Below are 18,674 nucleotides of genomic sequence, written 5' to 3'. Positions count from 1 at the left end.
GAGCCGACCCTGATGGCCGGCACCCTCCTCCTCATTCTGATTGCCGCCCTCGGCGTCATGGCGCTGGCCATGACGCTCGCCTGGGTGCTCGCGCGGCGCACCGGCAGCCATGGCTGGGTCGATACCGTCTGGTCCTTCGCGGTCGGGCTGACCGCCGTGACGCTGGCGCTTCTGCCGCTCACCCCCGAATCACCCACGCTCCGGCAGATCGTGGTGGCCGCCGCCGCCGGCCTGTGGTCGCTGCGGCTCGGCTCGCACATCCTCGCCCGCACGCTCAAGGGCGGCGACGATCCGCGCTATGCGGAACTGGTGCGCGAATGGGGGCCGTCGGCGCCGAGCCGACTTTTCCTTTTTCTGCAGATTCAGGCGGTTTGCGGCCTCGTCCTCGCCGGCGCGGTGATGGCGGCGGCGCACGCGCCCATGCCCTTCGGCAGCGTGTGGGATGTTCTGGGGCTGCTGGTCATCGTTGTCGCGGTGGCCGGCGAGGGGCTGGCCGACCGCCAGCTCGCGGCCTTCCGCGCCGACCCCGCCAATCGCGGCAAGGTGTGCGACGCCGGCCTGTGGGGCGTGAGCCGGCACCCGAACTATTTTTTTGAATGGATGGCGTGGGTCGCCTACCCGCTCTTCGCCATCGACACCGGCGGCGATTATCTCGTCGGCTATGCGGCATTGGCCGGGCCGGCGCTGATGTATTGGTTGCTGGTCCATGCCTCCGGCATTCCGCCGACCGAGGCGCATATGCTGCGCTCGCGCGGCGACGCTTTCCGCGCCTATATGGCCCGCGTCAACAGCTTCTGGCCCGGTCCGCCGAAGAAGCCGGGTCGGGCCCGCTAGAGCCTCAAAGGCCCATCCAGCGGCCGAGGCCACGGGCCGCGAGAAAGCCGAGCGTCGCGGAGACGCCGGTGGCGAAGGTGCCCCAGCTCATGTCGATGACGGTGAGGGCGGTCGGCCAGTTCTTCAGCGTCGCCTGGTTGGTCAGGTCATAGGTGCCATAGGCCATCAGCCCGAACAGCAGGCCATAGACCAGCGCCGTGGTCCATTTGCCCGACACGATGGCGGGATGGATGGCGAAGATCACGATGCCGACAATGTACATCAGGTAGAAGATGGCGGCCGGGGCGAGGCTGAAGCCGTCCTGCGCCAGATCGCCCATCAGCGGCCGGTAGATCCGCGTCGCCATGGTGCCGAGCCAGACCGAATCAAGCGCGAGAAACGCGAGCCCGGTGGCGAGATAGGAAAGGACGTAGATCGCCATGGCGTTTCCCCGCGGGTGACAGACCGGGGATACGGACCGCCCGGCGCGACGGATCAACGCGGGCCCGTGGCGTCGGTTGCAAGCACGTCAGAAACGGAGGGGTGTTGAGAGCGATCGCGCGCGATCGGGGAGATTTGGTGGAGCCAGGCGGAATCGAACCGCCGACCTCTTGAATGCCATTCAAGCGCTCTCCCAACTGAGCTATGGCCCCACCGGGGGTTGCCGGGCTGCGCGCTGCCTAAACAGGCGCTTGGGTCTTCTACCCGGCGGCCGCTCCGGCAAGTGGCCGGGGCGGGATGGTCGTAAACCACATGGAGGATGAGACTGCAAGACCCTTGTCGGAGAGTTTTGCACCATCCCCAGGGTTTCAGCTTTCCTCGTCGTCCTCGATGCCGTCGCCGATCAGATCGGTCACGTCATCATCGCCGTCCTCGTCTTCTTCGAGGAAGGTGTCGTCGTCATCGGTCTCGACCTCGTCGTCGATATCGATGTCGTCCTCCGTCGCCGCCACTTTGGCGGTGCCGGTGGCTTCCTCGTCGGCGTCCTCGAGCGACACGAGTTCGACCTCGGCCGTATCCTCGACCTCGGCTTCCTCGGTGGCGCGCACGGGTTCGGCCCGGCTCCCGCCACGGGTGACAGGGGCCGTGATCGGAACGATCTGCCCGGTATAGGGCGAGATCACCGGATCCTTGTTCAGGTCGTAGAACTTCCGCCCGGTGACCGGACAGATGCGCTTGGTGCCAAGTTCAGCTTTCACCACGGTTCAGAACCTCGGAAGGTGGTGATTGAAGGGGTGCTCCCATTGAACCGCGGAACTTGTGGAGTCAAGCACGCATTTGCCGCCCGTGACGCCGATGACCCCCGCGTGCTAGGAGGGGCGCGCATTCGACAGGGGGACGCCGCGGTGCCGGCCGCCCGCCCGCCGCGCCGCCAGAAAGGCCCTTCCATGAGCAGCCACGCCTCCGCGCCCGTCCCCGCCCTTGCCCGCCGCTCGCCCGCTTTGTCGGGCCGCGTGCGCGTGCCCGGCGACAAGTCCGTCTCGCACCGGGCGCTGATCTTCGGGACGCTGGCGGTGGGCGAGACCCGCATCTCCGGCCTGCTGGAAGGCGAGGACGTGCTGAACACCGGCCGCGCCTGCGCCGCGCTCGGCGCCACGGTCGAGCGGCTCGGCGAGGGCGAGTGGCGGGTCAACGGCGTCGGCGTCGGCGGCCTCACCCAGCCCGCCGGCGTGCTCGATTTCGGCAATGCCGGCACCGGCTCGCGGCTGATGATGGGCGTGGTTGCCGGCAACCCGATCACCGCCACCTTCGACGGCGATGCGAGCCTGCGCCGCCGGCCGATGCGCCGCATCCTCGATCCCCTTGAAAAGATGGGCGTTCAGGTGGTCGATGCCGCCGAGGGCGGGCGCCTGCCGCTCACCCTCAAGGGCCCGCGCGAGCTGGTGCCGATCACCTATGAGAGCCCGGTCGCGTCGGCGCAGATCAAGTCCGCCGTGCTGCTGGCGGGGCTCGGCGCGCCCGGCGAGACGGTGCTGATCGAGGCCGAGGCGAGCCGCGACCATACCGAGCGCATGCTCACCCATTTCGGCGCCGAGGTGACGGTCGAGCCCTATGGCATGCATGGCCGCAAGGTGACGCTGAAGGGCCGCCCGGAGCTGAAGCCGGCGCCGATCCATGTGCCGTCCGACCCGTCCTCCGCCGCCTTCCCGGTGGTCGCGGCGCTGCTCGTGCCGGGCTCGGAGATCGTCGTCGAGGGCGTCATGACCAACAAGCTGCGTACCGGATTATTCATCACGCTCAAGGAGATGGGCGCCGACATCGCTTATGAGAACGAACGGGTCGAGGGCGGCGAGAGCGTCGCCGACATCCGCGTGAAGGCCTCCCGCCTCACCGGCGTCGATGTACCGGCCGAGCGCGCGCCCTCCATGATCGACGAGTACCCGGTGCTCGCCGTCGCCGCCGCCTTTGCCGCCGGCGAGACGCGGATGAACGGGCTGTCGGAGCTCCGGGTGAAGGAATCCGACCGGCTGGCCGCCGTCGCGGCGGGGCTGGAGCAGGCGGGCGCGACCTGGCGCATCGAGGGCGACGACCTCATCGTCACCGGCCGCGACAGCGTTCCCGGCGGCGGGACGGTGGAAACCCATATGGACCACCGCATCGCCATGAGCTTCCTGGTGATGGGGCTCGCCACCGCTAACCCCATGAATGTGGACGATATTTCCTTCATCGCCACCTCGTTCCCGAGCTTCCTGCCGCTGATGCGCGGCATGGGGGCGGTGATCGAGGCGGCGCTGTGATCATCGCGATCGACGGGCCGGCCGCGTCCGGCAAGGGCACCATCGCCCGGCGCCTTGCCGCGCATTACGGCCTGCCGCATCTCGACACCGGCCTGCTCTACCGCGCGGTCGGTGCCGGGGCGTTGGAAAAAGCCGTTGATTTTGAAGATGTTGACACCCTCGCCGCGCTGGCGGGGGCGCTGGATCTCTCGGCGCTCGACCCCGAATCGCTGCGCGCCGGGCCGATCGGCGAGGCCGCCTCGCGCGTCGCGGCGATCCCGGAAGTTCGCGCCAAGCTGTTGATGCTACAGCAGGAATTCGCCCACCAGCCGGGCGGGGCGGTGCTGGACGGGCGCGACATCGGCACGGTGATCGCCCCCGATGCGCCGGTGAAGATCTTCGTCACCGCCACCCCGGAAGCGCGCGCCGCGCGGCGCCACAAAGAGCTCGTCGGGCGCGGGGAAGACGTGACGCCGGAGAGCGTGCTGGATGATATTCGCAAGCGCGATCAACGCGATAGCTCGCGCTCCAGCGCCCCGCTGATCGCCGCCGCGGATGCCGAGATCATCGACAACACCGCGCTCGATGTCGCGGCGAGCGTCGCGGCGGCGCTCGCCATCGCGGAGCGGCGCCGGCCGCGCTGAGGGGGTTTTGGCGATGGCCGATGAGGGTGAAAAGCGGTTCGATGAGGTGACCAGTCAGGCCAATGAGGCCAATCCGGCCGATGCGTCCACCGCGCCGCGCCCGGCCTCGCTCCCCCTGCCCGAGGTGCTGCCGGACGACCGCCGGGCGCGCGGCGAAATCCTGCTCGCCGCCATCACCGGGCGCTCGGGCGCGCAGGTGATGGCGAGCCTCGCCGACATCGCGCCCGACTTTGCCGGTTACATTTTCGAGTTCGGCTATGGCGACATCTATGCCCGGCCGGGGCTCGATCTGCGCACCCGGCTCATCGCCACCGTCGCCGGCCTCGTCTGCCTCGGCCATGCCGAGCGCGAGCTCGAGGTGCATATCGGCTCGGCGCTGACTTGCGGCGCGAGCCGCGAGGAGGTGGTGGAGGCGATCATGCAGATGGCGCTCTATGCCGGCTTCCCGGCGGCGCTCAACGCGCTGATGGTCGCCAAGCGGGTCTTCGCCGCCCGCGATGCCGACGCTTCCGACACCCCGCCCGCGCCCTGACCCATGCGCAGCTTGCTCGTCATCGGCATCGGCATGGGGGAGGCGGGCCATCTCACCTTCCGCGCCGCCGAGGCGATCGCCCGCGCCGACCTGTTCCTGCTGCTCGACAAGGGCGAGGCGGCGCAGCCTCTGGTGGCCCGCCGGGCGGCGCTGATCGCCCGCTTCGGCAAGCCCGGCCATCGCCTCGTCGAGCTGGCGAGCCCGCGCCGTGTGCGCCCCGCCTTGCCGGGTGACGGTGAGAAGGAAGCCGGGGAAAGCGAGGTTGGCCGCGCCGCCTACCGCGCCAGCGTCGCCGCCTGGCATGGCGAGCGCGCCGCGCTGTTCGCGCGGGTGATCCGCGACATGCAGCCTGACGAGACGGCGGCGCTGCTCGTCTGGGGCGACCCGATGCTCTACGATTCGACGCTGCGCGTCACGGAAGCCGCCGCTGACGTGCTGGCGGCGCAGGGGCATGAGGGCTTTGCGCTGGAGGTCGAGCCGGGCCTCACCGCCCTGCAGCTGCTCTGCGCCGCGCACCGCATCCCTCTCAACGGCGTCGGCGCGCCGGTGCTGCTCACCACCGGCCGGCGCGTGGCGGAAGAAACGCCGGACGCCCCCGCCTTCGCCGTGCTGCTCGACGACGGCACGGGCCTTGCCGCGCTCCATGCGCGCGGCTGGGCAGGCGAGGTGTTCTGGGCGGCCAATCTCGGCACGCAAGACGAACGCCTCCTCGCCGGCCCGCTGCCGGCGGTGGCGGCGACGATCCGCGCGGCCCGCGCGGCGGTGAAGGTCCGCGCCGGCTGGGTGATGGATGTCTGGCTCGCGCGGGCGGGCTAGACATTGGCCACCAGTTCTTCCTACGATATTCGAACAGCTGTTTATTTAAGATGAGGCGGCGATGAGTGTCGATGTTGACGTAAGCAAGATTGGACGCGGTAATTCAATTTTGTTCCTTGGTGCGGGATTCTCGAAGTCGTCAATTTCGACATCAGGACGTCCCATGAATGACGCCACGGAACTTATGAATTTAATGCTCGAAGAATGCAAAATATCAGATCGACGTGACTATGACATAGATTCAGCGTCCGAAGAATATCTTCGTCATTTTGACGAATATTCATTGATTAATTTAATACACGATAATTTTCATTGTAGAACGATAACCGACGCGCAGAAGATAATCATAGGACAGCCTTGGTATAGGATATACACCACTAATTACGATAATGTAATTGAGATTTGTTGTAATAATATAGGAAAAAAATATACAAATAAGGTTATTTCGGAAAAAGTTGAACCACCATCTCTTGAAGTTACTCAAATTGTGCACGTGTATGGTCATGTAACATCGTTGTCTCCTGAAGCATTTAAAAGCCAATTCCTATTGACTGAAAGCCAGCGCGATGCATCACCGTTTTTGCGCGGCGGTCATTGGTTTAATCGTTTCAATGACGATATACTTTCTGCGGATAACGTATATTTTATCGGTTTTTCATTGCGCGATGTTGATATCAGAAGGTTGCTTGGAAGCCTTCCACCTCTTTGTTTTAAGAAAATATTTTTTATCGAATCTGATAATATGACCGGCCCAGTTCAGAACAGATTAGCGAGATTTGGGAATATTTCGAAAATTGGAACTGACGGTTTCGCTAAATTACTTGGCCAAATACAGCTGAAACGATCTTATGACGGCAGCATTGAATGCCCATCTGACTTGAAGGAGCTTCGTTTTGACGTAAAAGATAAAGCGGAAATTAGTGCGGTGGATATTGATCGTCTTTTAGTTGGAGGGCTCTTAAAAGCCGACAAACTTTCCAGAAACGATATAGATGGAGGTGTAGGGTCTTATACAATCGCTCGAGCGAAAGAAAAACTCTCAAGAGCATGTAATTTTTCAGATACTGCCCCAGTAGTAATTCATAGCAGTGTAGGGAATGGGAAGACAATATTTATTTGGCAAATCGCTTTTGCGCACGCATTGGGCGGTTTTAGAATATTTGAGCTTTTAGGTGAACCCGAAGATGTTAGTAATATTATTTCGTTTATAAATAACTCAACGGATAATTATTTAATAATAGCAGAAGACATTAGTCGATATAATAGGATTATAAGTCAAATCTTAGATCTCAGTAAGAAAAATATAAGACTTATAACGTCGGCCAGGTCATCCCTGTTTGAGACGTCGCGCCATGTTATTGATGAGCGCCTCGGTAAACGTCGATTTGTTGAAATTGATCTTAACTTGGTGTCAAATTCGGAAATAATTAACATCGTTAAGTATCTAGAAGTAAATGGACTTTTGGGCTCTAAAGCGGAGCTTACGAGCGATGGTAAGAAGAAATTTATCGAGAATGAGTGTAAAGGACAAATGAGAGACGTTGTCCTTAGTCTTTACGAGGGCGGCGCACTTCATGATCGAGTAGAAAATTATCTTAATGGTCTACGAAATATCCCCAAAGATATATTTGATCTAACCGTGCTGGGGGCTCTTTTAACTGTGGCTGGATTCAGTAGATTCAGTAAACTTCATGTAGCTACCGAATTGTCCAATTTTAGCGGTTCGTATGAGCGTATCAGAGACGCCTATGCAGTTGGAAATCTACAAGATATTATTAGGATAGAAGCTGGAGAAATACTATTCGGCTCGCCGGCGCTAGCTCAATTCGTGCTGTCAAATTCTGTTGGCATAGAAACGACGCTCGATGTAGCCAAGAGGGCATTGCGTTACATCAGTGATTATCTTTATGACGATACAGATTTTGACGCGTTGACGCGTGGTCTACTCAAATTTTCAGTATATTCAAAGATTTTTGGTAATAACCGATACATCGAAAATCATATGGACAAGTTTTATGACGAATGTCGTGAACTTAAGGTGGCCACCAAGGATCCATTATTCCTAGTTCAACGTTCCATCGCCAACATGACGGGGAAACGTTTCGACATTGCGTCTAAATTTGTTGAAACGGCTTATGGTATGGCGAAGAGAAGGCCAAACTATAACACGTATCAGATAGAAACGCATGAAGCAAAATTGCTTTTGAGTATATCGCTCGAATTTGGGTTTTCCGATAACTTGAGTCGAGAGAAACGAGCCATGTCACTACTGACGTCGGTCCTGCGTCGACGGAATGATGATCTATATCACCCGCTATCTACAATGAGGCTATTTGCGGAGATATCAAACAAATGGGGCGGAGGCGCTGCTAGAGATCAAAGGGTAGCGTTTCGTTCGATATTGATGGATGCCGTAGGGGTACTGGCGTCAGTGCCAAGCCATATAAAGCAAAGATTCTCCAATCTGCGCTACGTCGAGGCAACCCTGAATCGAGCGGCCAAACAATAGCCCCTCACTCCGCCGCGAAAGGTATCACCTTGCACGGCTCGCCGAACTGGGCGCGGTTGGCGCGGCAGAAGGCGCGGAAGTCGGGGGCGGGCATGGCGCGGGCGAACAGCCAGCCTTGCGCCATCTCGACGCCGCGCTCGCGCAGGAAGGCGGCCTGCTCGGGCCGCTCCACCCCTTCGGCGACCACGGTGAGGTGCAGCTCGCGCGCCATGGCGAGGATGTGCTCGGTGACATGGCAGGTCGGCGCCTGGGTGCCGAGCGAGTCGACGAAGCTCTTGTCGATCTTGAGCGCGTCGACCGGCAGGCGCTGGAGATATTTGAGGCCGGAATAGCCGGTGCCGAAATCGTCGATAGCGACGAGATGGCCGCGCCGGCGCGCCTCCACCAGCGTCGCATGGGTGCCGTCAATGTCGACGAAGCCGCGTTCGGTCGCCTCCAGCCAGATCTGCCGGGGCGCGATGCCGGTGCCCGAGAGCTGGCGCGCCAGCACGCCGAGCACCCGGCCGGAGGACAGGTCGTCGGCGCAGATGTTGATGGCGACATGCAGGAACGGGTCGGCGCGCAGCACGGGGCCGAGATCGGTGATGATGGCGGCGATCATCTGGTCGGTGATCGGCAGGATCAGCCCGGTCTCCTCGGCGAGCGGGATGAACAGGTCCGGCCGCTCCAGCTCGCCATCCGGCCGGCGCCAGCGCACCAGCGCCTCCGCCCCGAGGCAGCGCCCCGTCGAAAGCTCCATGATCGGCTGGTAATGGGCGATGAACTCGCGGTGCCGCACCGCCGCCGCCAGTTCCCCGCGCGGCGAGAGCCGCTGGCGCAGCACCCAGACCGAGGCGGCGCCGAACAGCAGCGCCAGCACCAAAGCGAGCGGCAGCAGCAGCGCGCGCTGCGCCTCGAGATGAGCAAGGAAGCCGAGCGGCGGAGTGTGGGCGATGACGATCCAGTGCGGCGAGAGGACGGTGGCGCGCAGCCCGTCCGTGTCGAGCGGCGCGGGCGGGTCCATCTGCCGGCCGGGGGAGCCCATGCCGGCCGTGCCGTGCGCCGTGACGAGGCGCAGGCCCGAGGCGGTGCTCAGCTCGATCACGTCGCCATTGTCCACCGGCCCGACGAAGCGCCGCTGGTCGACCAGCGCGTGATGCCCGTCCAGCCGCATGATGAGCGTCGGTCGTCCGCCGGATTCGCCGAGCACCCAGTTGACGGAGAGGCCGATGCCGTCCGGCGCCGTGGTGTCGATCGCGGCGAGCGGCTGCCGCTGCATGACGAGGCCGAAGGCGTTGCATTCGACGATCTCGCCCGCGCCATAGGCGAGGTTGTCGACCGCCAGCGACATCCGGGTGATCTCGCGCAGACGCTGGATATGGGCGGGCGAGCAGGGGCTGAAATCGGTGCGGTCGATCGCCCGCAGCGCCGTCGCCGCCTCGGCATAGACCGCCTCGGCATGGGCGATGGCATGGGCCGCGCGCCCTTCCAGCGCCGCCTGCCGGCTCTCCACCGCAAGGCGCCACGACGCCATTAGCGTCGCGGCCAGCGGCACCGCCGTGCCGATGCCGACAACGGCGACCGCGAGCATCAGGCTGCGCCAGCGCTTCACCCGTTTTCTCCACACGGCCTTTCGCCACCGGGACAGAGACCGGCGTCGCTGAAGGTCGTTCTCTCGGCCCTCTGCGAAACGTGTCACCTCAGCAATCCAACCCTAGCCTACCACATTGCGCGCCCAACGGGCGGCCGGGCCTGTCACGGTTTCCGGCGCGGCGACCTTAAGGGGCGCAAGCTGGCGTCAGGCTGGTGCCGCGCCCCGCGTCGGCCTCGGCCGGGCCACCCTTATCGCATCGCGCGCGCTTAGGTCGTGTGACAGGGCCCCGGAGCTGGTACGCAGGTCGGGCGCGGCGGCCAAGCGGACAAGTACGCATGACCTTGCGCCAGGTTGAGCGCGAACCGCAGCGCCGACCCGGTCGCGTCGCGATAGGCCGGGGCCGGCCCGATCACCGCGCTGTGCCTTGCGCCGGGCCGGTTCCTGCGCTATTGCAACGCCCGTCCGGGCGCCCCAACTATGGGCGATCGCGGGCGGGCCGGGAGCGCGGGATGCGCGTCTCCCGCAAGCTGGAGGCGAGCCCGCTCCCGACGCGCATCGCGCCCGCCGCCGATCGGACGATCCCATGTCGCCGCGGCCGGCCCGAGATAACGATGTTTCACGGTCCCGGCGGCCCGCTCCTCCCGAGCGATGCCGGGCCGTTGTCACCGCCTACGTTCCGACCACCACGGCCATTGCGCCGGGCCCCTCGCGGGGCTGCTCCGGGAACTGCCAGGTCCCGAAGCCCGCGGTGAGCGGAATGATCCCAACCCCGTCCGGCGCATTGGCAACAGGAGTATTGATGTCCGCTACTCAAACCCTCAGCGCCGCGCGCGATGATTTCGCCGCGATGCTCGAAGAGAGCTTCAACCAGACCGAGCCGGCCGAAGGCGCGGTGGTCAAGGGCATTGTCGTCGCGATCGAGAAGGATCTCGCGATCATCGACATCGGCCTGAAGACCGAAGGCCGCGTGGCGCTGCGCGAATTCGCCGGCCCGGGCCGTGACCAGCAGATCAAGGTCGGCGACGAGGTCGAGGTCTATCTCGAGCGCGTCGAGAACGCGCTGGGCGAAGCCGTCCTGTCGCGCGACAAGGCCCGCCGCGAAGAGAGCTGGGTCCGCCTCGAAAAGGCGTTCAACGCCACCGAGAAGGTCACCGGCGTGATCTTCAACCAGGTGAAGGGCGGCTTCACCGTCGATCTCGACGGCGCCGTGGCCTTCCTGCCGCGCTCGCAGGTGGACATCCGTCCGATCCGCGACGTCGGCCCGCTGATGCACAACCCGCAGCCCTTCCAGATCCTCAAGATGGATCGCCGCCGCGGCAACATCGTCGTCTCGCGCCGCACGGTTCTCGAAGAGACCCGCGCCGAGCAGCGTCACGAGCTGGTGCAGAACCTCGAAGAGGGTCAGGTCATCGACGGCGTGGTCAAGAACATCACCGATTACGGTGCGTTCGTGGATCTCGGCGGCATTGACGGCCTGCTGCATGTCACCGACATCGCCTGGCGCCGCGTGAACCACCCGACCGAAGTGCTGAACATCGGCCAGACGGTCAAGGTGAAGATCATCAAGATCAACCACGAGACGCACCGCATCTCGCTGGGCATGAAGCAGCTCCTCGGCGATCCGTGGGAGGGCATCGAGGCCAAGTACCCGGTGCAGGCCCGCTTCAAGGGTCGCGTCACCAACATCACCGACTACGGCGCGTTCGTCGAGCTGGAGCCGGGGATCGAGGGCCTCATCCACGTTTCCGAGATGAGCTGGACCAAGAAGAACGTCCACCCCGGCAAGATCGTCGCCACCTCGCAGGAAGTGGAAGTCGCGATCCTCGAGGTCGATCCGGTCAAGCGCCGCATCTCGCTCGGTCTCAAGCAGACCTTGCAGAACCCGTGGGACGCCTTCGCCGAGAAGTATCCGGCGGGCGCCACCGTCGAGGGCGAGGTCAAGAACAAGACCGAGTTCGGCCTGTTCCTGGGTCTCGACGGCGACGTGGACGGCATGGTCCACCTCTCCGACCTCGACTGGAACCGTCCGGGCGAGCAGGTCATCGACGAGTTCAAGAAGGGCGACGTGATCAAGGCGGTCGTTCTCGACGTGGATGTCGAGAAGGAGCGCATCTCGCTCGGCGTGAAGCAGCTCGCCGGCGACCCCTTCCAGGACGCGGGCGAACTCCGCAAGGGCGCCATCGTCACCTGCGAAGTCATCGATGTGAAGGATGGCGGCGTCGACGTGAAGATCGCCGGCTCCGACATGACCACCTTCGTGAAGCGCTCGGAACTGGCCCGCGACCGCGGCGACCAGCGTCCGGACCGTTTCGCCGTGGGCGAGAAGTTCGACGCCCGCGTCATCCTGTTCGACCGCAAGGCGCGCAAGGTGCAGGTCTCCATCAAGGCGCTGGAAATCGCCGAGGAGAAGGAAGCCGTGGCGCAGTTCGGCTCGCAGGACTCGGGCGCTTCGCTCGGCGACATCCTCGGCGCCGCGCTCAAGAAGGCCTCCGAGAAGGCTGACTGATCGAGCCCTCACGCTCTGACGACGGAAACGGCCGGTGCCTCGCACCGGCCGTTTTCATTTTGGGCCTGCGGGATGCGGGGAACGGTGCCGCCTCACGCCGTCATCCCCGGACTTGATCCGGGGATCCACGACGTCGACCGGGCGCGCCCGTGGCAAGACGTGGATGGCCGGGCCAAGCCCGGCCATGACGGTGTGATGGGGGGCTGTGCGTGGCTACCATCCCCGTCATCCCGGACGGCCAAAGGCCGAGCCGGGATCGCGTCCCGACTCATGATCGGTCGACGATCCCGGCTCTGCGCTGCGCTCCGGCCGGGATGACGACTGTTACTGCGCTCGGGATGACGGCGGAAAGGTTAGGCGTCGTCCGGGCGGGCGCTTCCAGCCTTCACAACGTCATCCCCGGGCTTGGCCCGGGGATCCACGACGTCGACCAGGTGCGCCTGCGGGAAGACGTGGATGGCCGGGCCAAGCCCGGCCATGACGGTGTGATGGGGGTGGTTCGTAGGGACAGGCGGCGCGGCGGCCCGCTTGCCGCTCGAATTGTCGTGCCGCGCCCGTCATCCCGGACGGCCAAAGGCCGAGCCGGGATCGCGTCCCGGTTCATGATCGGTCGACGATCCCGGCTCTGCGCTGCGCTCCGGCCGGGATGACGGCTGTTACTGTGCTCGGGACGACCGGCTGAAAGGTTGGGCGTCGTCTGGGCGGGCGCTTCCAGCCTTCGCGCCGCCATCCCGTCTCCCGCACCCCCGCCCCCTTGCCCCGGCGCGGCGGGGGAGGCATCGTGCGCGCCCGTAACGGAGCCCTCCATGCCCGAGCATGACCCGCTGGAAGCCGGCGACCACGTCGTCCTGATCGACGGTTCCGCCTATATCTTCCGCGCCTATCACGCGCTGCCCCCGCTCACCCGCTCGTCCGACAAGCTGCCGGTCGGCGCGGTGGCGGGCTTCTGCAACATGCTGTGGAAGCTGGTGCGGGCCCAAGGGTTCTCGCCGAAGCCGACGCATCTGGCTGTTGTGTTCGACAAGTCCGAGCAGACCTTCCGCAAGGACATCTACCCGCTCTACAAGGCGCAGCGCCCGGACCTGCCGGAGGATCTGCGCCCGCAATTCCCGCTGATCCGCGAGGCGACGCGCGCCTTCGACCTCGCCTGCGTCGAGCAGTCCGGCTTTGAGGCGGACGATTTGATGGCGACCTATGCCGAGCAGGCCAAGGCCAAGGGCGCGCTGGTCACCATCATTTCCTCCGACAAGGATCTGATGCAGCTCGTCGATGCGCGGGTGCGCATGTACGACCCGATGAAGGACAAGGCCATCGGCCCCGACGAGGTGATGGAGAAGTTCGGCGTCGTCCCGGAGAAGGTGGTCGACGTGCAGTCGCTGGCCGGCGATTCGGTCGACAACGTGCCGGGCGTGCCGGGCATCGGCATCAAGACCGCCGCGCAGCTCCTCGCCGAATTCGGCGATCTCGACACGCTGCTGGCCCGCGCTAGCGAGATCAAGCAGACCAAGCGCCGCGAGAACCTGATCGAATTCGCCGATCAGGCCCGCCTCTCGCGCGAGCTGGTGACGTTGAAGCGCGATGTGGCGCTCGACGTGCCGCTCGACGACATCGCCGTGGTCGAGCCCGAGGGCAAGAAGCTGATCGCCTTCCTCAAGGCGATGGAATTCACCACGCTGACCCGCCGCGTCGGCGAGGCCTATGAGATCGACATCGCCGCCATCGAGCCCGATTCCGGCCTGATGGCGGGCGGGCATGAGGGCGGGCTGGTGACCGCCGGCCTCGACCCGGACACCGGCGTCTCCGCCGCGCCGGCGGATGTCGACGCGACGCCCGCGGGCGAGGCCGCGCTCACCCCCGCCGCGCTCTCCGCCCAACGGCAGGCGCAGGCCACCGCCACCCCGGTCGACCGCTCCCGCTACGAGACGGTGCGCACGCTGGAGCGGTTGCAGGACTGGATCATCCGCGCCTTTGAGGCCGGCGTGGTCGCGGTGGATACCGAGACGACCGGCCTCGACCCACTGACCGCCGATCTCGTCGGCATCTCGCTGGCCATTGGCCCGAACGCGGCCTGCTACATCCCGCTCACCCATAAGGGCGGCGATGACGGGCTGTTCAGCGAGGGGCTGCTGCCCGACCAGATCCCGATCGGTCCGGCCATCGACGCGCTGAAGCCGCTGTTGGAGCATCCCGGCGTGCTCAAGGTCGGCCAGAACCTGAAATATGACTGGCTGGTGCTGAAGCGCTGGGGCATCGAGGTCGGGCCTTACGACGACACGATGCTGATCTCCTATGTGCTCGATGCCGGCGCCTCGCCCCATGGCATGGACCCGCTGTCGATGCGCTGGCTCGGCCACACGCCGATCAAGTATGAAGAGGTCTGCGGCAAGGGGAAGGCGCAGATCACCTTCGACCGGGCACCCATCGACCGGGCGAGCGAATACGCCGCCGAGGATGCGGATGTGACGCTGCGGCTCTGGCAGGTGCTCAAGCCCCGCCTGCCGGCCGAGGGCAAGACCACCGTCTATGAGACGCTGGAGCGCCCGCTCGTCACTGTGCTCGCCCGCATGGAGGCGCGCGGCATCATCATCGACCGGCAGATGCTCTCGCGCCTCTCCGGCGAGTTCGCGCAGGGCATGGCGCGGCTGGAGGCGGAAATCTCCGCCATGGCCGGGGAGAGCTTCAACCCCGGCTCGCCCAAGCAGCTCGGCGACATCCTGTTCGGCAAGATGCAGATTCCCGGCGGGCGCAAGACCCCGACGGGGGCCTGGTCCACCGGCGCCGATGTGCTGGAGGAGCTGGCCGAGCAGGGCCATGAGCTGCCCCGCCGCATCCTCGACTGGCGCCAGCTGCAGAAGCTGAAATCCACCTATGCCGACGCGCTGCCCGGCTATGCCGACGCCAATAACCGCGTCCACACCTCCTTCGCGCTGGCGGCCACCACCACGGGCCGGCTCTCCTCCTCCGAGCCGAACCTGCAGAACATCCCGGTGCGCACCGAGGAAGGCCGCCGGATCCGCAAGGCCTTCATCGCCGCGCCCGGCCACAAGCTGATCTCGGCCGACTATTCGCAGATCGAACTGCGGCTCCTTGCCGAGATCGCCGAGGTGCCGGCGCTGCGCCAGGCCTTCCAGGACGGGCTGGACATCCACGCCATGACGGCGTCGGAAATGTTCGGCGTGCCGATCGAGGGGATGCCCTCCGAGGTGCGCCGGCGCGCCAAGGCGATCAATTTCGGCATCATCTACGGCATTTCGGCGTTCGGGCTGGCCAACCAGCTCTCCATCCCGCGCGAGGAGGCGGGCGCCTATATCAAGCGCTATTTCGAGCGCTTCCCCGGCATCCGCGCCTATATGGACGAGACGCGCCTGTTCGCCCGCGACCATGGCTATGTGGAAACGCTGTTCGGCCGGCGCTGCCACTATCCCGATATCAACGCCAAGAACCCGTCGATCCGCGCCTTCAACGAGCGCGCGGCGATCAACGCCCGGCTGCAGGGCTCGGCCGCCGACATCATCCGCCGCGCCATGGTGGGCATGGAAGCCGCGCTGGAGGCGGCCAACCTCTCCGCCCGCATGCTGCTGCAGGTGCATGACGAACTGATCTTCGAGGTGCCCGACGCGGAGATCGAGGCCACCATCCCCGTGGTGCGCGCCGTGATGGAACGCGCCCCGCTCCCCGCCGTGGCGCTCAAGGTGCCGCTCAAGGTCGACGCCCGCGACGCCGAGAACTGGGACGAGGCGCATTGAGGGGGGATTCCCGCCTATGCGCCGTCATGGCCGGGCTTGTCCCGGCCATCCACGTCTTTGCCGGGAGCGTCGGGACCAACGTCGTGGATCCCCGGGCCAAGCCCGGGGATGACGGGTTAAGGGGATTTCGGCCGTCCGGGATGACGCCGCCGCCGTCCGGCGCTAGAGAGCGGGCAGGAAAGCATCATGCCGCGCTACAAGCTCACCATCGAATATGACGGCACGCCCTTTGTCGGCTGGCAGATCCAGGCGGCGGGGGAGAGCGTGCAGGGCGCCCTCGCCCGCGCGGTGGAGCGGTTCTGCGGCGAGGTGGTGACCGTGCATGGCGCGGGGCGCACCGATGCCGGGGTCCATGCCACCGGGCAGGTGGCCCATGTGGAACTCACCAAGGACTGGAAGCCGGACACGGTGCGCGACGCGATCAACGCGCATCTGCGCCCGCACCCGGTCGCGGTGCTCGCGGCCGAGCGGGCGGCGGAGGATTTCCACGCCCGCTTCTCGGCCACCGGGCGGCGCTATGTCTACCGCATCATCGCCCGCCGGCCCGCTCTCGTGCTTCAGCGCGACCGGGCCTGGCGGGTGCTGCGCCCGCTCGACGCGGCCGCCATGGCCGAAGGCGCGGCGCGGCTGATCGGCCGGCATGATTTCACGACGTTCCGCGCCATTGGCTGCCAGGCCGCCTCGCCGGTGAAGACGCTGGACCGGCTGGAAGTCGAGACCGTGCCGATCGAAGGGCCGGGCATGGAGATCCGCGTCCACGCGCAGGCGCGCTCCTTCCTGCACCATCAGGTGCGCTCCCTCGTGGGCACGCTGGTGAAGGTGGGTGAGGGCGCGTGGACGGCCGATGATGTGAGCGCGGCGCTGGAGGCGCGGGACCGCACGCGCTGCGGCCCGATGGCGCCCTCCGCCGGGCTTTATCTGGCGGAAGTGACCTACTGACCGTCGTTCGCTATTCCGCGGCGAGGCGGAAACGCGGCACAGAGGACGGGCGCCCGGCACGGTAGCGGCACCAGTCGGCGTAGGGTGTGGCGAGGTCGATGTGGAAGCGCTCGCGGGCGATGATGTCGGCGGCTTCGCCCGGCGAGACGCGCACGCAGATGGCGCGGTCGCGGACCTCAAGGACTTCAGCCTCGCTCAGCGGCCCGCCCTTGGCGGCTTCCAGCGCTTCGAGCACGTCCACCAGGGCCGGCACCGCGACGATGACGAGCCGCGGGGACGCAGGCGATGACGCTTCCCGGCGGCGGAATAGATCAAGGATCAACAGGCAGTCCTCCTCCCCCAGCCTCGGCCAACGAGGCGAGGGGGAAAAGGTTCCCGATCCGGCGGACTATGCCTCAGCCGAGCCGTTCGAGCAGGCTCGGCGTGCGGCTGGCGGTGGAGGCCCCGAGCGCCTCGACGAAGCGGATCGGCGCGCCGGAAGCGGGGGTGACGAGCTCGCCCTCCCACATCACGCGATTGCCGCGAATGAAGGTGCCGACCGGCCAGCCGGTGACCTCAACCCCGTCATAGGGCGTCCAGCCGGGCTTGGAGGCGATCCAGCCATTGCGGATGGTCTCGCGGCGCTTCAGGTCGACAATGGTGAAGTCCGCGTCATAGCCCACCGCGATGCGGCCCTTGGTGGCGATGCCGAAGATGCGGGCCGGGCCGGCGCTGGACAGGTCGACGAAGCGCTCCAGCGACAGGCGGCCGGCATTCACATGATCGAGCATCATCGGCACGAAGGTCTGCACGCCGGTCATGCCCGAGGGGCTGTCCGGGTAGGGCTTGGCCTTTTCCTCAAGGGTGTGCGGGGCGTGGTCGGAGCCGAGCACATCGACGACGCCTTCCGCCAGCCCCCGCCACAGCGCCGCCTTGTGGCGGGCCTCGCGGACGGGCGGGTTCATCTGCACCAGCGAGCCGAGGCGGGCGTACCAGTCCGCATCCATGGTAAGATGGTGCGGGGTGACCTCGACGGTGGCGACATCCTTGTGGCCGCGCAGGAACTCGATTTCCTCGGCCGAGGTGATGTGCAGCACATGGACGCGCTTGCCCTCCTCGCGGGCGAGGTTCACGAGGCGCGTCGTGGCGGTGAGCGCGGCGATCTCGTCGCGCCAGACCGGGTGGGACGAGGCATCGCCCGGCACGCGCAGATCGCGGCGCTCGGCAAGGCGCGGCTCGTCCTCGCAATGGAAGGCGGCGCGGCGGCGGATCACCTTGAGGATCGCCCGCACGCCCGGATCATCCGCCACCAGCAGCGAGCCGGTGGAGGAGCCGATGAACACCTTCACGCCGGCGGCGCCCGGCAGCATTTCCAGCTCCGGCAGATCCTTCACATTGTCATGCGTGCCGCCGACGAAGAAGGCGAACTCGCAATGCATGCGCCCGGTGGCGCGGCGGATCTTGTCGGTGAGCGCGTCGCCCGAGGTGGTGAGCGGGTTGGTGTTGGGCATCTCGAACACGCCGGTGACGCCGCCCATCACCGCCGCGCGCGAGCCGCTCTCCAGGTCTTCCTTGTGCTCCATGCCGGGCTCGCGGAAGTGGACCTGCGTGTCGATCACGCCGGGCAGGATGGTGAGGCCGGTGCAGTCGATCGTCTCGCCCGCCTGCGACGGGTTGAACGAACCGATGCCGGCGATGCGGCCGGCGCGCACGCCGACGTCACGCAGGGCGATGCCGTCCTGGTTCACCACCGTGCCGCCCTTGAGCAGAAGATCGAACGTCTCGGTCATGATGTTCCCTCGCCGGTGATGATGGATGGCCCGCGCAAGCCTCGCCCTGCGGCCAAAGTCACGCGCTCTTACGCCATTCCGCGCCGGAGGTGAACGGCAGGCATGGGCGC

14 protein-coding genes and 1 tRNA gene are annotated in these 18,674 nt (G+C 65.5%); 9 read left to right on the top strand and 6 right to left on the bottom strand.

Annotation, left to right across the window (positions count from 1 at the left end):
* The first annotated feature begins 12 nt into the window (after window positions 1-12).
* The gene (locus OU996_RS04515) at window positions 13-834 is read left to right on the top strand and encodes a DUF1295 domain-containing protein (protein WP_267584457.1); all 822 of its coding nucleotides are present in this window, start codon (window positions 13-15) and stop codon (window positions 832-834) included.
* Window positions 835-838: 4 nt separating this feature from the next.
* On the opposite strand, the gene OU996_RS04510 is transcribed toward OU996_RS04515, so the two are convergent.
* From OU996_RS04510 to OU996_RS04500, 3 genes are all read right to left on the bottom strand, one after another.
* Window positions 839-1,255 (bottom strand): DUF2177 family protein, encoded by a 417-nt coding sequence (locus OU996_RS04510; RefSeq protein WP_267584456.1) that lies wholly within the window; start codon window positions 1,253-1,255, stop codon window positions 839-841.
* A gap of 135 nt (window positions 1,256-1,390) precedes the next feature.
* Window positions 1,391-1,466, bottom strand: a tRNA-Ala gene (locus OU996_RS04505).
* A 156-nt stretch (window positions 1,467-1,622) separates the two neighbouring features.
* On the bottom strand, window positions 1,623-2,015 hold the full coding sequence (locus tag OU996_RS04500) for a TIGR02300 family protein (protein WP_267584455.1): 393 nt from the start codon (window positions 2,013-2,015) through the stop codon (window positions 1,623-1,625).
* A gap of 186 nt (window positions 2,016-2,201) precedes the next feature.
* On the opposite strand from OU996_RS04500, the gene aroA reads away from it, so the two are divergent.
* From aroA to OU996_RS04475, 5 genes are all read left to right on the top strand, one after another.
* Entirely contained in the window at window positions 2,202-3,551 is a 1,350-nt protein-coding gene (aroA, locus tag OU996_RS04495; protein WP_267584454.1) for a 3-phosphoshikimate 1-carboxyvinyltransferase, read from the top strand.
* Window positions 3,548-4,174, top strand: coding sequence for a (d)CMP kinase (gene cmk, locus OU996_RS04490; RefSeq protein WP_267584453.1), 627 nt, complete (start codon window positions 3,548-3,550; stop codon window positions 4,172-4,174). The genes aroA and cmk overlap by 4 nt, the downstream gene beginning before the upstream one ends.
* Window positions 4,175-4,187: 13 nt before the next feature.
* Window positions 4,188-4,706 (top strand): carboxymuconolactone decarboxylase family protein, encoded by a 519-nt coding sequence (locus tag OU996_RS04485; protein ID WP_267584452.1) that lies wholly within the window; start codon window positions 4,188-4,190, stop codon window positions 4,704-4,706.
* A 3-nt stretch (window positions 4,707-4,709) separates the two neighbouring features.
* Window positions 4,710-5,522: a precorrin-6A synthase (deacetylating) gene (gene cobF, locus OU996_RS04480; protein WP_267584451.1), complete on the top strand. Its 813-nt coding sequence runs from the start codon at window positions 4,710-4,712 to the stop codon at window positions 5,520-5,522.
* Between the two features lie 163 nt (window positions 5,523-5,685).
* Window positions 5,686-8,031, top strand: coding sequence for an SIR2 family protein (locus OU996_RS04475; protein WP_267584450.1), 2,346 nt, complete (start codon window positions 5,686-5,688; stop codon window positions 8,029-8,031).
* 4 nt (window positions 8,032-8,035) lie between these two features.
* Here OU996_RS04475 and OU996_RS04470 read toward each other — a convergent pair whose 3' ends face one another.
* Window positions 8,036-9,622: an EAL domain-containing protein gene (locus tag OU996_RS04470; RefSeq protein ID WP_267584449.1), complete on the bottom strand. Its 1,587-nt coding sequence runs from the start codon at window positions 9,620-9,622 to the stop codon at window positions 8,036-8,038.
* A gap of 781 nt (window positions 9,623-10,403) precedes the next feature.
* Here OU996_RS04470 and rpsA point away from each other — a divergent pair.
* From rpsA to truA, 3 genes are all read left to right on the top strand, one after another.
* A complete protein-coding gene (rpsA, locus tag OU996_RS04465; protein WP_267584448.1) occupies window positions 10,404-12,110 on the top strand; it encodes a 30S ribosomal protein S1 in 1,707 nt (568 codons plus the stop codon).
* 806 nt (window positions 12,111-12,916) lie between these two features.
* Complete coding sequence (gene polA, locus OU996_RS04460) at window positions 12,917-15,856, top strand: DNA polymerase I (RefSeq protein ID WP_267584447.1); 2,940 nt, start codon at window positions 12,917-12,919, stop codon at window positions 15,854-15,856.
* Between the two features lie 186 nt (window positions 15,857-16,042).
* Window positions 16,043-16,795, top strand: a complete 753-nt coding sequence (gene truA / locus OU996_RS04455; protein ID WP_267584446.1) for a tRNA pseudouridine(38-40) synthase TruA — start codon at window positions 16,043-16,045, stop codon at window positions 16,793-16,795.
* Between the two features lie 10 nt (window positions 16,796-16,805).
* Here the strand turns inward: truA and OU996_RS04450 are convergent, their stop codons facing one another.
* Window positions 16,806-17,117, bottom strand: a complete 312-nt coding sequence (locus OU996_RS04450) for a hypothetical protein (protein WP_267584445.1) — start codon at window positions 17,115-17,117, stop codon at window positions 16,806-16,808.
* Window positions 17,118-17,190: 73 nt separating this feature from the next.
* On the bottom strand, window positions 17,191-18,564 hold the full coding sequence (locus OU996_RS04445) for a dihydroorotase (protein ID WP_267584444.1): 1,374 nt from the start codon (window positions 18,562-18,564) through the stop codon (window positions 17,191-17,193).
* Between the last annotated feature and the right edge of the window lie 110 nt (window positions 18,565-18,674).

The organism is Ancylobacter sp. SL191, assembly GCF_026625645.1.
In the GTDB taxonomy this organism is placed as follows: Bacteria; Pseudomonadota; Alphaproteobacteria; order Rhizobiales; family Xanthobacteraceae; genus Ancylobacter.
This window is presented reverse-complemented; position numbering and strand designations above follow the sequence as displayed.